Below are 13,973 nucleotides of genomic sequence, written 5' to 3'. Positions count from 1 at the left end.
TTCTCGATGAAACTGCATGAAAAAAGAATTTGATCGATAAATCCATGGTAATTCTCGATGAAACTGCATGAAAAAAGAATTTGATCGATAAATCCGAGGTAATTCTCGATGAAACTGCATGAAAAAGAATTTGATCGATAAATCCGAGGTAATTCTCGATGAAATAGCGCGAAAAAAGAATTTGATCGATAAATCCATGGTAATTCTCGATGAAACAGCATCAAAAAAGAATTTGATCAATAAATCCTATATATTACAGTTATAATCCATAAGGTGTATAGGCCCCTTACAGACGGTAATTATTACATCCAGAAAATTAACTAAAATTGGTTGTTTTTTAAAAAAATAATAAATAGCAATAGGGTAGGAAGAAAAATGGAGATTCTATCCAGTTCCTTTTTTATTCTTCCAAACGTAAAAAAATAGAGCCAGGATCAATTCCTGGGCCCTATTCTTTATTGATCAAACATGGAAGTACTATGCATCGGCTGCAAGCGTGCTTTCGGATCTATATATGCTTTTGCATTGCTTACGGCAGTTGGAGCTTCGCCGAAACCTGTTGCGATGAGCTTAACTTTTCCAGGATAGGTTGTAATATCTCCTGCTGCATATATACCTGGAATATTTGTTTCCATCCTACTATTCACAACAATTGAGTTTTTCTCTATTTCCAATCCCCAATCTTTAATCGGACCGAGTGAAGAAACGAACCCATAATTTACAATCAAAGAATCAAGTTCCAACGTAATTTTACCTTCTCCTCTTACTTCTTCAAGTAAAAGTTCTCTAATGGCTTCATCATCACAATTAAGATTAGAAGCTACATAAGGAGTGAGAATTTCTACTTTAGAATTCTGCAGCTGAACCACGCTGCTTTCGTGTGCACGGAATTTATCGCGACGGTGGATCAATGTAACTTTTTCAGCAATTGGCTCAAGCATGAGCGCCCAGTCAACCGCTGAGTCACCGCCTCCAAGAATAGCAACACGTTGACCTGCAAATTTTTGCATATCATCTATAAAATAATGGAGATTTTTTCCTTCGTATTTTATTGCTGGTTCAATCTCGAGTCTGCGAGGTTGGAATGCTCCTATTCCCGCAGTGATAATAATTGTTTTCGAATAATGGATTTCCTCTTCCGATGTAAGCTTAAACGTTCCATCTTCCAATTTTTCCACATTCGTTACGGCTTGACCAAGACAAACAGTTGGCGAAAACATCGACATCTGTTTAGTTAAATTATTTACCAGTTCCTGGGCTTTAATTTTTGGAAAACCCGCTACATCATATATATACTTTTCAGGATAAAGGGTGGAAAGTTGACCGCCAAGCTGTGGGAGGCTTTCAATAATCTTTACGCTTGCATCTCTCATTCCCCCGTAAAAGGCAGTAAACAGACCTGTTGGCCCTCCTCCTAAAATGGTTATATCATATATTTTTTGATCTTCTTTCAAAGAAAATCCCTCCCATAATACTTGAAAAAATTCATCTTTCACATCATATCACATACAAGCGTTTCTTACCTACTCCTATAGTTTTCATACGAAAGTATGACGCAACTGATAGGATTGATTTAAGAATATTAATAATTTTCGTTTTTAGTCAAAATTGCTTGAAAAAGAAGCAGAAAAGCATATAATGTAATGGAGATGTTAATAATTTATGACATTTTTCTGGCTTTTTTTTCTTATTGTACGTGAAGTGAATCACATTAAGAAATTATAACATTTTAATTATTTTCCCGTACAAACTATTAATAATACGTTGTAAAGGTGGAAGTGTAGATTATGAAGAGGCCCAAAATCGTTGTATTAGGTGCTGGTTACGGAGGCTTAATGACTGTAACTCGTCTGCAAAAACAGCTTGGAAGTAATGATGCTGACATCGTTCTAGTAAACAAAAATGATTACCACTACGAAACTACATGGCTACATGAAGCTTCTGCTGGTACTCTTCATCATGACCGTGTTCGTTATGATGTAAAAGATGTAATCGATCGAAGCAAAGTTGATTTTGTTCAAGCAACCGCTTTAAAAGTGGATCATCAAGCGAAAAAAGTTATTCTAGACAATGGAGAACTAGATTACGATTATTTAGTTGTCGCTCTTGGCGGCGCTTCAGAAACTTTTGGTATTCAGGGGTTAGACAAATATGCATTCTCAATCGTCAATGTAAATGCAGCACGTCAAATTCGTGAGCATATTGAATATCAATTTGCTACATATAAGGCTGAAGAAGTAAAAAATCCAAACCGCTTAACAATTGTTGTTGGTGGTGCTGGATTTACAGGAATTGAATTTTTAGGAGAGTTAGGAAACAGAATTCCTGAACTTTGTAAGGAATATGATATCGATCAAAAGCTTGTAAGAGTTATTTGTGTAGAAGCAGCTCCATCTGCTCTACCTGGTTTCGATCCTGAACTTGTTAAATATGCTATGGCTAACTTAGAGAAAAAAGGCATCGAATTTAAGATAGGTACAGCTATAAAAGAGGCTACACCAGAAGGAATCATCGTAGCAAAAGGTGAAAACGAAACAGAAGAATTTAAAGCTGAAACAGTTATTTGGGCAGCGGGTGTTCGTGGAAACCCAATTATCGAAGCATCTGAATTCGAAAACATGCGTGGTCGTGTAAAAGTAGAACCAGATCTTCGTGCTCCTGGGCTCTCTGATGTGTTTGTCATCGGTGACTGCTCACTTGTAATTAACGAAGAAATTAATCGTCCATATCCACCAACTGCACAAATAGCTATGCAGCAAGGTGAATTGGTTGCCAGAAATATCGCAAGACTAGTGAAGGGTAATACACATTTAGAATCATTCACATTTGATAATAAAGGTACTGTATGTTCACTAGGTGACGATGATGCGATTGGAGTAGTATTTGGAAAGAAAGTAACGGGCACAAAAGCTTCATTTATGAAAAAAATGATTGATAACCGTGCATTGTATATGATTGGCGGAGTGCCACTTACAGTGAAAAAAGGAAAATTTAACATTTTCTAAACCTTAAAAAGGGAAAGGCGGATTCTTAATTGTTTCTGCCTTTTTCTATTTTTGTTTGATTGGAGCGGAAATCAACATACAAGATTAATCTTAATAGTCATAAATTTGTCTCAATATGACGATTGACGCCCTTTCTTTCATCTAGTAGACTTGGACATAGTGTAAAATCAAGGGGGGATTTTGTCCATGTCAATCATTCCAATTTTACTAGTATCCATGCTGTTGTTTTTTGTTTTATTCTTTGGCATTGGATTTTTATTAAATATGCTGCTGCGGATGACATGGATTATGGCGATCGTATATCCAATCATAGCGCTATTAATTATAAATAAAGTAAACTTCAGTGAATACTTTACAAATCCCGGAGCATCATTCTCAAGTTTAGGAAAAAGTATATCTGAATTGGCTGCATTTGATATTGCCATATTAGCAAGTGGACTATTAGGTGCCATTACTTCTGGTTTAACAATGAGAGTGCTTCGTGCGAAAGGATATAGAATGTTTTAGAGACTTTCTTTTAAGGAAGTCTTTTAATTTTGCTGAAGAAATGTGATTTTAAAATTCATATTTTTCTGTTTTTTATGCACAAAAGGAATATTTCCTCTCAAAATGGGAAAGTAATAATTTTGAGAGGAGTGTATGGATGTTATCTATTAAACAAACAGGAAAAAGAATTATTATGATTGTTTTATTTATTTTAGCTTTTTCAACAACATTAGAATCTATTACTGGAATGAATGTTAGAACATTCGCAGCTAGAACGGCCCCGATTATGAATGATTTTGAAAAATGGTTATTTGTGTTTCCACATATAAATGAAAGACGATCTTCACTAAAAAATTTATATAGCTCCATAGAGGATCAGTTTACATATAAGGCAAGTTCCTCTAAAAAAGATGAACATAAATCGTTGGAAGATGAAGATTGGTCTCAATATCCTACTATGGAGGTTATTGCAACAGGCTACACAGCTGGAGTTGAATCAACTGGAAAAAATCCTGATCATCCTCAATATGGTATTACATTTTCTGGTGTGAAGGTTAAAAGAGATTTATATTCAACCATTGCAGCTGATACTAACGTATTTCCATTAGGTACGATTTTATATATTCCTGATTATGGTTATGGCGTAGTAGCAGACACCGGATCAGCCATAAAAGGAAATACGATAGACTTGTATTATGAAACTGTTGATGAAGTTTATAAGAAGTGGGGCAAACGAAAGCTAGAAGTATATATCATTCAAAAAGGGAATGGCACTTTAACAGAAAAAGATTTAAAGACGTTAAATGAAAATGAGACCATGCAAGTATTCCGGCAAAGATTTCTAAAAGATAATGCAAATGATCAATAAATAAAACGACTGTTTTTTCCTTAGGAGAGAACTTACAAATTATATAATTTTAAGACAGACTCAACTTGGTGGTCTGTCTTTTTATTTTTAATGTTGACATCAAATGATACCTACTCGACTTACAATTTTAGGTAGCTTAATGCATTTTTACAAAACATAAATGACATTCCCTGCTCGTGTTATAAAGGGTTTGAATGGTAAATCACGAATATAATATTAAAAGAATGGAATGAAGGGGTATTAAATGATTAAAATTAAAAACTTAATTATAATTGCTGTCTTCACAACAGCAAATATGGGATGTTCTAATACAGCACCTAAAGAATATCATTTGAATCAACTAACTAGAGTTGATGTTCAAATTTTCTCAGGAGAAAATATTAATAATGAAATAATTATTACAGAGGAAGAAAAGATTAGAACTTTTAAAGAAGTTTTAGAAAAAATTGATTGGGAGCAGAACGTAAAAGCTGAAATGGATGGCAAAGAAGATATTAAAGCTACTTTATTCTTCAAGTTTGATCGGAATATGCCAGAAAGATTATTTGAATATTTAATCTGGTTTAATGAGGGGGCCTCTTCAACGATTATTGACAGGGAAAAACATGCTTTAGGAACTTTAGACAAAGAAGATACCCAAACCCTAAAAGATATTCTGTTAAATGATTAAAGAGCAAGTATGACCTGCTCTTAATTGTGTTCTTTAAATTAGAGATTATTTTCATTAAAACTCAAGCTGCTTCTTTTTTCTATAATGCCACTAATAAATTATGGAGAATGACTGCCCATATAACGCCTGTTAAACCACCAAAAAATACTTCAACAGGTTTATGACCTAATAATTCTTTCAACTTTTTAAATTCTATTTGTTTTTCTTTATTTGTCTTTCCTTGCCAATCTTGTATATCGGAGATCATTTTTTGAAAGTCAAGAGAAAGTCTATTTAGAACTACAGCTTGTTCCCCAGCTTGTCTTCTCACCCCTGTCGCATCGAACATGACGATAATGGCAAAAATCGCAGATACCGCAAAAAGCGTTGATCCTAATCCTTCAACAAGTGCTACACTTGTTGTTAATGCCGTAACTCCTGCTGAATGCGAGCTTGGCATTCCGCCAGTAGAGGTAATCAGGGTCCAATCTATTTTTTTGGTCATGATAAACTGCAAAGGTACTTTAACAAATTGCGCGAAGAATATTGCTGTGATTGCGGCCCAAAAAGGGAAATTATGCAGGAAATCCATTGGTAACTCCTTTCACATTGTCACAAGTGTCGGTTCCATTTATATTACCACAATATAATCAAAGAAATCATGCGTAATTTTTTTAGAAAATTTCGATACTCGAAATATACAATCCTTTCATTTATAATTTATATTGAGGTGAAATGAGATGTTCAAAATATTGAACGAAAATCCATTTGAAAGTAAAGTGGAATGCTTAATTGTTGGGCTTTTTGAAAAACCTGAAAAATTTACTGGAATGCTTGAACAGTTAGATGGAATGTTTGATGGAGAGCTTACAGAGCTTGTTAAATCAGGGGATCTTTCTGCAAAATTCAAATCAGTATCTGTCATCCATGGTTTAGGGAAATCAAATGTTAAACGATTTGTTTTTGTGGGTCTAGGTAAGGAAAAGGAAATAAATTTTACAACTTTGAAGGAAGCATTTGGAGCTGCAAGTAAAAAGTTGACGAACATACGCATCCGCAACCTGGCAATAGCCTTGGATTCATTTATATGTGAAAAAATTGCGGCAGATGATGCAGCCTTGGCATTTAGTGAAGCATACATAATGGCTACATATGAGTTCCAAGGTTATAAACAAAAATCAAATGAACCGGAAATCAAAATTGAAACAGTAGAGATTTTCACGGATGCTAATCTAGATGAAATCAAGCTTGCAGCTGAGATAGGCAGCTCCTATGGAAAAGGAACGAATTCTGCTAGAACACTCGTAAACTTGCCCGGAAATATGCTGAAAGCAAGTGATCTTGCCCAATACGCAAAAGAATTGGGAGAAAAGCATTCATTTGAACTAGAAATATTAAATAAATCGGAAATTGAAAAACTGGGAATGGGAGCATTTTTAGCGGTAAATCAAGGCTCTGCCGAACCACCTTATATGATTGTTTTAAAATATCAAGGAAAAGACGAATGGAAAGATGTGATTGGACTCGTCGGAAAAGGGATTACGTTTGACACAGGCGGTTATTCCATTAAGCCAAAAGACGGCATCGTCGGAATGAAGTCCGATATGGGGGGAGCTGCTGCGGTATTAGGTGCAATGGAGATTATCGGAAATCTGCGTCCAGAGCAAAATGTAGTAGCCGTCATCCCAGCAACTGATAATATGATTAGCGGAAACGCCTTTAAACCAGACGATGTCATCACTTCTTTCAGCGGAAAAACGATTGAAGTATTAAATACGGATGCGGAAGGGAGACTTGTGCTCGCTGATGCAGTTACTTATGCAAAACATCATGGTGCGAATTATTTAGTTGATGTAGCCACTCTTACTGGTGGAGTGATTGTAGCACTGGGACTTGATAAAACTGGTGCTCTTACAAATGATGAAGCTCTGTTTGAAAAGGTGTTGGAAGCATCATACGAAGCTGGAGAATTCATTTGGCGTCTTCCTTACACTGAAAAGGATAAAGAGAGAGTCCGCGGCAGTAAGATTGCAGATTTAAATAATTCTCCAGGAAGAGAAGGACACGCCATTATGGGCGGTGCATTTATTGGGGAATTTGCAGAAGAAACACCATGGGTGCATTTAGATATAGCAGGAACAGCTACTACTAAATCTGAATACGATTTAGGACCTGCAGGTGGAACTGGTGTCATGGCGCGAACATTAGCCTTGTTCGTTGAAAATTTTGAAATGGAGTAAACAATGTATTTGCATAATTGCCCATGCCATCTAGACCTTTGTCGCATAAACAGATATAGAAGGGCATTTGTTTATAGACGAAGGAGGTTGCTAAAATGATGTATTATCGCGGCCCTGCACCTTATGCTGATGAACGCTTTCTTTGGGGGGGATTGTTTGGTGCTCCACTCATAGGTGGTTTTTTTGGAGGGTTGATAGGTGGAGGTATTGGCGCAGGACTTGTCAGTGCATTTTCCCGTCCACGACCTTTCGTAGCTTACCCGCCAGTTGCGCCGTATGCATACGGAGGAGTGCCGCCTGTACCTTATGGCTATGGTGCATATGGAGCACCTGGAGGCTATGGGGCTCCATATTATTAAAGAAAATTATGTTGCTTATAAAGCAATATGTATACGAAGGGCTCTCCGTTTTGTGGGGGCTTTTTGTATTCTTAGGAATTAATTATTGGGAACTATGTGAAAAACTTTAAAGAATTTGGTTCCCGTCAGCTCCAGCGCCTAACAACTAGCTAGCTTCTTGTCCTTTTCCCTACGATAAGTCAACATCGGTTCGTCTTGTCTAGCTGCAGGCTCCAGCCCCTCGAGCTCAAATAACCTGAGTCAAAAAAAGTCAAAATACGGACTTTTATGACTCAGAACATTTTCTTGTCGGAGACCCGCAGGATGCGGGGCAGGAAGGCGTCGCAACAGGATGTTGCGTATTTAGCCTTCCTTCTTTATACAGGCGCCTGCCGCTTTTCCAACTCACCGTGTTTCCTTTATCTCAGTCAAAGGACGGCTAAGGAACGTCGACTAAAAACGCCACATCCTCATGTCTTCGTCGACGGACCCGAATCCTACGGGCCTGTACGTCGATGGACAGGCGCTTTCGCTTTTGTTCATGGGAAAGGGATTAAGGCACCCGATATAGAATAATATATTAAGGAAATGGAGTGTGAATAATGGAAAACCAAAACTCTCTTCTAGATGCCTTAGGTATTGAGATGGTTGAAATTGAAAAGGGAAAAGTCATCGCCACCATGCCTGTAAATGATCAGACGAGACAGCCTTATGGCTATTTGCATGGAGGAGCTTCTGTTGCATTAGCAGAAACGGTTGCAAGCATCGGAACCACTGCTTTAATAGATTTGGAAAAACAAATATGCTTCGGGTTAGAAATTAATGCTAATCATGTCCGATCAAAAAAAGATGGAGTCGTAACAGCTGTTGCTGAAGTCCTTCATCATGGAAAAAGCACAATGGTTTGGGATATCAAAATTAAGGATGAGCAAGGAGAGCTTATCTGTATCTCGAGATGCACCGTTGCAATCGTTCCAAAAAGATAGTGTGTTTTAGGAAATTTAATACAGGGAAAAGGTATGTATATTGTTAATTAAGGAGTGATGATGTACATGCCTTGGTCAAAGCATGACTACCCTGATTCCATGAAACATTTACCAGAGCGAGTACGTGAAAAGGCTATTGAAATTGCAAATGCTCTCCTAGAGGATGATAAAGACGAAGGCAGAGCAATAGCGATTGGTATTGCTCAAGCTAGGAAATATTTTGGAGATGACGAACATGAAAGGCAAGAGTATCACATTATGGCAGATGGCGAAGATTGGGTGCTTAAAAGAAAAAATGGAAAACACGCTATTAAAAGAGAAGATACAAAGGAAGACTTATTGGAAGAAGCAAAAGAGTATGTGAAAGATCATGATGGAGTCTTATTTGTTCACACTAAAGATGGTGAGGTTTCTCAAAAGCTTTATGATTAAAAGCTAGCTTGTTGGGGGATGGACGAAATTATTTTAGAAGAAAATAAATCGATTGAACAAAAGATTGCTGCTTTAAATAAACATAACCTGTTAGACTTTAGGATTGTAGATTGGAAGAAGCTTAGAGGTGGAACCTCTAGCACTGTGTTAAAGTTGACAGCTGATAATGGCAAATCATATGTGTTTAAGGAAAACGAAAGAGATATCATCACTGAAGAGACATTTTTTCTAAAATCTTATGAGCATCTAAAGGTTTTGCCTAAAATCATTTATATAGATGAGGATCAGCAGTATTATATCTATGAATATATGGCAGGGGAAATTAAAAGCAATTTTAATAATAAAAAGGCTAATTTACACATTCTAGTGGATGACCTTATCATTCACTATAAACCATTCTCGGAAAACAAATGGGGATACACCTATCAACGATATGACAGTTTTAAAGATTTTCTACTTTCAGAAGTTAATGATGCATGGAAAGTGGTTAGCAAGGTACTAACATCTCAGGATTATAATCTGGTTAAGTCAATCGCTGAAACAAGAGATCAAGGTGAAAAACCATACTTGTTGCATGGAGATTGCGGAGTCCATAACTTTTTGCAAAAAAATGATTGTCTCATAGGTGTCATTGATCCTTTGACCCTTGCAGGTCCGCCTCTTTTTGAGCTTGTCTTTGCTTTTTGCTCCTCGCCGGATCAGCTGACATATGAGGTTATTTTTGATGTGGCACGAAAGCTTCCAACTTTTCGTCATGATAGAAAATATTTAGTGGGAGAAGTAATAATAGGGCTATATCTTCGTATAGAGAGATGCATATATCATCATCCAGATGATTTGCCTGCTTATTTAGCTGCATGGAAATACTGGAATTCTCTGTTTGATGTGCAAAATATAAAATGCCAATAATGAGGATTGAGTGCTCATTATTGGCATTTAAATGTTTAAAAACTCTCTTTAAACCGTTGCTGTTCATGTCTTAAGTTCCACCATAGGATTCCAAACGCAACCAAGAACAAACCCCCAGTTACATAAAAGACAGATGAGATTCCTGCATGACCAGCAACAAATCCACCTAAAGCCGGTCCAATCACGTTTCCTAAAAATCGGAAGCTTTGATTATAGCCAAGAATTTCTCCTTGCATTTCGAGTGGTGCTTCGATTCGAATATAGGCAGTAATACAAGGTATCATTCCTCCAACGGCCATTCCATAAAGAAATCTCAATCCTACTAATTGCCATAATTCCGTTACGAGCGCTTGAGGGATGATTAAAATGGCAGCAAGAACGAGGAGGAGGAGCAATACTTTTTCGTAACCGATAGAATCTCCAAGCTTACCCCATTGACGAGTTAATAATAAATTCCCGAAACCAGTAGCTGAAAAGGCTAGCCCCGATAAAAAAGCAATGCTTGTAGCATGGGTCAAATCGCTAACGTATAGAGCAAGTAAAGGCTGGATACTAAAATTTCCTACTTGGATCAGTAATGCAATCAACATTACCCAGACAAGCATTTTGCGATTGAGTATTTGTTTGATGACCTCTTTTTGAGTTCGGGGAATTTTCGTTTTCACTTCTTCGTGTTGCTTTATTTCTTTTATTCCGAATAACACAACCGTTGTTGCAATCATGACAGAGACAGAAGTGATAATAAAGGTATATTGAAAACCAACATTATCCGCCATCATTCCACCAAGGATTGGACCGAAAAGACTTCCCGCGACATTACCCATCTGCAAAGTTCCGAGTGTCTTACCAGCTTCCTTTTTCGGTGTTTGTTTTGAAATGAGTGCGATAGAAGTTGGGATAAATCCTGTTACGAACCCCATGACCATTCTTAATATAAATAATCCGAAAACACTATGAATGACTCCCATGAAAAAAACAGAGGAGGCAATGCCGTAGCCCGTTATTAAAAGGATTGGCTTAAATCCATACTTATCACCAATTCGACCCCAAATTGGGGAAACAATAAAAGCACTTAAAAAAGTGACACCAAAGACAAGTCCCGACCAGCGTTGTATATAATCATGGCTAAAATCGCCGAGAGTCCCGATATACAACGAAATGAAGGGAAGAACCATCGTCATACTTGCGGCAATGAGAAAATTGCAAATCCACATAATGAGGAAATTGCGTTTTTCGATACGAATTGAAAACACCTTCTTATTTAATTTTGAAAAATATTTCGACTCCCTAAATATTAGTATATAGAAATCTCATATTTTTTCAACAGCTCTGCACAGAATGGGTACACAAATAAAGAAGCGACCAAAGTAATGGCCGCCTTTTAAAAATGAATGGAGTACATTAATTCGTATTCCTTTATTACTCCTTCTAACGCTTGAAGACTTTTTAAACTGTAAGCATCATCCGGCTTTGCCTCTAATTGATCCTTCAGTTTTTGCACTGCAGTTATCAACGATTCCTTATAATCAAGGACATCATCTTCGTAAGGCTTTACCATTTTTACTGGAATATTTGCCTGTTCACGGTAGGCAAGTGCTTTTCTTTCGTGGAAAAATGGTACGTCCACCTCGTTCGGATGATGCAAATCACCTTGCCTTGGATGATTAAGTACGGTTAGACAGCGGACCGTATAAGTATCCTGATTGACAGCTGTAATTTCACCAATATATTTACCGGTTTTATTAAAGGCCGTAACAATTTGTCCAATTTGCATGCACAATTCCCCCTTTCTTTCTATTATGGAAGAGGGGTGCGTTTTTTTCAATTTTCATGTAATCTTATCTATGGAGGTTTTATGTATGAAAAAATTTCTTTTTTTACTAATGTTTGTTACCATATTATCTGCATGCGGCACAAATTCCCCAGAAATAAAGCTAAATGAGGAAGCTGCTTCAGGCAGTAATCAATCTGAAGAGAAAAAGGCAAATGAGGAAAGCGTTGACCAAACCGAAGAGAAAAAAGGAGATGCAGAAATGTCTGAACAAGTAGTATATCCACAATTGTCCACTGAAGTGGCGGAAAATGAAAAGTTAGTGCAAATGAATACAAATATGGGATCAATTAAAATTAAATTGTTCCCTGAACAAGCTCCAAAAACAGTAGAGAACTTTTTAACACATGCAAAAGAAGGATATTATAACGGAATTATCTTTCACAGGGTCATCAATGATTTCATGATTCAAGGTGGAGATCCGACTGGTACAGGACGTGGCGGAGAAAGTATTTACGGAGGGTCTTTTGAAGATGAATTTTCCTTACAATTATTCAATCTTCGCGGTGCTCTGTCCATGGCTAATGCTGGACCAAATACAAACGGAAGCCAATTCTTTATCGTCCAAAATAGTCACATGGATCCTCGTTTGAAAAGCCAAATGGAGAATGCAGGTTTTCCGAAGGAAATTATAGAGGCGTATGTTGAAAATGGAGGTACACCACATCTTGACCATAAGCATACTGTGTTTGGACAAGTTGTAGAAGGTATGGATGTTGTCGACAGTATTGCAAATGTAAAAACGGCACCTGGAGATAAGCCTCTTGAAGATGTTGTAATTGAAAGTATTGATATTATTAAGGAATAAAATTGAGCCGTCCAATATGGGCGGCTTTTCACATTATTGTCGACTTTTTCGGAATAGGCGCCTTGGTTTTATAAAAATATCTCTGATATAATAAATACTGTATTCATAAAAAAGGAAAGGATGTTTTCCTTGTTAATAATGTTAAAATCGTTTGTTTTATATATGCCATTTCTTTATTTTCCGGAGGATAAGACTGAATATATTCCAGCAGCTCTTTCGATGTCGATTTTTATCCTTGCGGCGATTTTTACTTTTATCTTTATAAAAAAACATTCCAAAAAGCAAGAAGCAAAAACGAAAGATTTAGAAGAACAAATAAAACGTGAACAACAGGACAAGCATCTATAAACATGGATGCTTTTTTTCTATATTTAAGGCAAATTAATTATGGAAAGTAAAAAAATCTATGACGTCGAGTATTCTTTATTGCGATCAAAGGCTAAATCACTAAAGGATTAGGGGAATTGTCATATCTACTTGTCAATAAGACCTTAATCGCTTTAGAAGGCGCTGAGTTGTTATTATTCTCACAAGAAAGAGTACCTTTGTAACAATAGTTGAGCGATTGGACGTGACTGGCACAATAACTCGAGCCTTTGTCACAAAAATTGTGCGATTGGAATTGATTTGCACAAAATCTGGGGCATTGGTCTTAATTACTGAGCGATTGATCTTTAATTAATACATAAATCGAGCATTAGTCTTACGGCGGAATTCACGTATAACTTGCTCATCGATACGATTGGAATTAAGTAATGGATACTATGTTCTTTAGAAAAAGGATATTTCAATTTTCTCATGGCAATAATGACGAATAGGGAATTTTAACGGAGGGTTGGCTATGAGAAAAATTATTTTGTGTTCCATTTGTCTATTTCTTTCTGCATGCTCAAATCCACATCCAAAGAAATTAGACGTAAATATTAAAAATCCGGATGGAGATTCTCTTGGGAAAATAAAACTAGAAGAAAAGGCTGAGGGCATTAAATTTAAAGTTGATTTAAAGGGCTTGCCTCCAGGAGTACACGCTATACATATTCACGATAAAGGGAAATGCACCCTACCTGATTTTTTATCGGCAGGCGATCATTTTAATCCAGACAAGAAGGAACATGGGCTCCTCAATCCTAAGGGTTCCCATGCTGGAGACCTTCCGAACTTAATTGTGAAAGAGGACGGAAAAGTAAAAACGGATTTTACTGCTAAAGGAGTGACCTTTAACGAGGCAAAAAATTCCCTTTATACAACAGAGGGTACCTCGATTGTCATTAACGAGGGAGCGGATGATGGCATGACTCAACCGGCAGGAGATTCTGGGGAAAGGATTGCTTGCGGTGAAGTAACAAAAGATCGAAAGCCAGCAAAATCAACTAAAAAGTAAGTGAAAAGTACTGCTCCGCCTTATTGGTAGAACAGTACTT

At 37.0% G+C, this 13,973-nt stretch carries 16 protein-coding genes; 12 read left to right on the top strand and 4 right to left on the bottom strand.

Features of this window, described 5'->3' with window-relative positions; all coding sequences use genetic code 11:
• Nucleotides 1-455: 455 nt before the first annotated feature.
• Complete coding sequence (locus tag KHA97_RS09105; protein ID WP_213124445.1) at nt 456-1,454, bottom strand: NAD(P)/FAD-dependent oxidoreductase; 999 nt, start codon at nt 1,452-1,454, stop codon at nt 456-458.
• Between the two features lie 333 nt (nt 1,455-1,787).
• Here KHA97_RS09105 and KHA97_RS09100 point away from each other — a divergent pair, with 333 nt between their 5' ends.
• The 4 genes from KHA97_RS09100 (at nt 1,788) to KHA97_RS09085 (ending at nt 5,029) form a co-directional block, all read left to right on the top strand.
• A complete protein-coding gene (locus KHA97_RS09100; protein WP_213124444.1) occupies nt 1,788-3,005 on the top strand; it encodes an NAD(P)/FAD-dependent oxidoreductase in 1,218 nt (405 codons plus the stop codon).
• Between the two features lie 180 nt (nt 3,006-3,185).
• Nucleotides 3,186-3,512, top strand: a complete 327-nt coding sequence (locus KHA97_RS09095) for a YuiB family protein (RefSeq protein ID WP_213124443.1) — start codon at nt 3,186-3,188, stop codon at nt 3,510-3,512.
• A 136-nt stretch (nt 3,513-3,648) separates the two neighbouring features.
• On the top strand, nt 3,649-4,359 hold the full coding sequence (locus KHA97_RS09090) for a 3D domain-containing protein (RefSeq protein WP_213124442.1): 711 nt from the start codon (nt 3,649-3,651) through the stop codon (nt 4,357-4,359).
• A 244-nt stretch (nt 4,360-4,603) separates the two neighbouring features.
• Nucleotides 4,604-5,029 (top strand): hypothetical protein, encoded by a 426-nt coding sequence (locus tag KHA97_RS09085; protein WP_213124441.1) that lies wholly within the window; start codon nt 4,604-4,606, stop codon nt 5,027-5,029.
• A gap of 79 nt (nt 5,030-5,108) precedes the next feature.
• On the opposite strand, the gene KHA97_RS09080 is transcribed toward KHA97_RS09085, so the two are convergent.
• On the bottom strand, nt 5,109-5,600 hold the full coding sequence (locus tag KHA97_RS09080) for a divergent PAP2 family protein (RefSeq protein WP_213124440.1): 492 nt from the start codon (nt 5,598-5,600) through the stop codon (nt 5,109-5,111).
• Nucleotides 5,601-5,748: 148 nt separating this feature from the next.
• Between KHA97_RS09080 and KHA97_RS09075 the strand changes: the two genes are divergently transcribed.
• The 5 genes from KHA97_RS09075 (at nt 5,749) to KHA97_RS09055 (ending at nt 9,913) form a co-directional block, all read left to right on the top strand.
• Entirely contained in the window at nt 5,749-7,248 is a 1,500-nt protein-coding gene (locus tag KHA97_RS09075; protein WP_213124439.1) for a leucyl aminopeptidase, read from the top strand.
• A gap of 95 nt (nt 7,249-7,343) precedes the next feature.
• On the top strand, nt 7,344-7,607 hold the full coding sequence (locus KHA97_RS09070; protein WP_213124438.1) for a hypothetical protein: 264 nt from the start codon (nt 7,344-7,346) through the stop codon (nt 7,605-7,607).
• 581 nt (nt 7,608-8,188) lie between these two features.
• A complete protein-coding gene (locus KHA97_RS09065) occupies nt 8,189-8,572 on the top strand; it encodes a PaaI family thioesterase (RefSeq protein ID WP_213124437.1) in 384 nt (127 codons plus the stop codon).
• Between the two features lie 66 nt (nt 8,573-8,638).
• Nucleotides 8,639-9,004 (top strand): DUF2188 domain-containing protein, encoded by a 366-nt coding sequence (locus KHA97_RS09060; RefSeq protein WP_213124436.1) that lies wholly within the window; start codon nt 8,639-8,641, stop codon nt 9,002-9,004.
• Nucleotides 9,005-9,022: 18 nt separating this feature from the next.
• Nucleotides 9,023-9,913 carry an aminoglycoside phosphotransferase family protein gene (locus tag KHA97_RS09055; protein ID WP_213124435.1) on the top strand — a complete coding sequence of 297 codons (891 nt, stop codon included), beginning with the start codon at nt 9,023-9,025 and terminating at the stop codon, nt 9,911-9,913.
• 35 nt (nt 9,914-9,948) lie between these two features.
• Here the strand turns inward: KHA97_RS09055 and KHA97_RS09050 are convergent, their stop codons facing one another.
• Both KHA97_RS09050 and KHA97_RS09045 read right to left on the bottom strand, forming a co-directional pair.
• Nucleotides 9,949-11,127, bottom strand: coding sequence for an MFS transporter (locus KHA97_RS09050; RefSeq protein WP_233713511.1), 1,179 nt, complete (start codon nt 11,125-11,127; stop codon nt 9,949-9,951).
• Nucleotides 11,128-11,294: 167 nt separating this feature from the next.
• Entirely contained in the window at nt 11,295-11,687 is a 393-nt protein-coding gene (locus tag KHA97_RS09045; protein ID WP_213124434.1) for a kinase-associated lipoprotein B, read from the bottom strand.
• Nucleotides 11,688-11,772: 85 nt separating this feature from the next.
• On the opposite strand from KHA97_RS09045, the gene KHA97_RS09040 reads away from it, so the two are divergent.
• The 3 genes from KHA97_RS09040 to KHA97_RS09030 all read left to right on the top strand — a co-directional run bounded on the left by KHA97_RS09040 (nt 11,773) and on the right by KHA97_RS09030 (nt 13,933).
• Nucleotides 11,773-12,552, top strand: coding sequence for a peptidylprolyl isomerase (locus KHA97_RS09040; protein WP_233713426.1), 780 nt, complete (start codon nt 11,773-11,775; stop codon nt 12,550-12,552).
• Between the two features lie 138 nt (nt 12,553-12,690).
• Complete coding sequence (locus KHA97_RS09035; RefSeq protein ID WP_213125713.1) at nt 12,691-12,900, top strand: hypothetical protein; 210 nt, start codon at nt 12,691-12,693, stop codon at nt 12,898-12,900.
• 493 nt (nt 12,901-13,393) lie between these two features.
• Nucleotides 13,394-13,933, top strand: coding sequence for a superoxide dismutase family protein (locus tag KHA97_RS09030; protein WP_213124433.1), 540 nt, complete (start codon nt 13,394-13,396; stop codon nt 13,931-13,933).
• Nucleotides 13,934-13,973 lie beyond the last annotated feature (40 nt).

Origin of the sequence: Lederbergia citri, assembly GCF_018343625.1 — a bacterium.
GTDB classification, from domain to species: domain Bacteria; phylum Bacillota; class Bacilli; order Bacillales; family Bacillaceae_C; genus Lederbergia; species Lederbergia citri.
The sequence above is the reverse complement of the archived record's forward strand: the minus strand, read 5'-3'. Positions and strand labels throughout refer to the sequence as shown.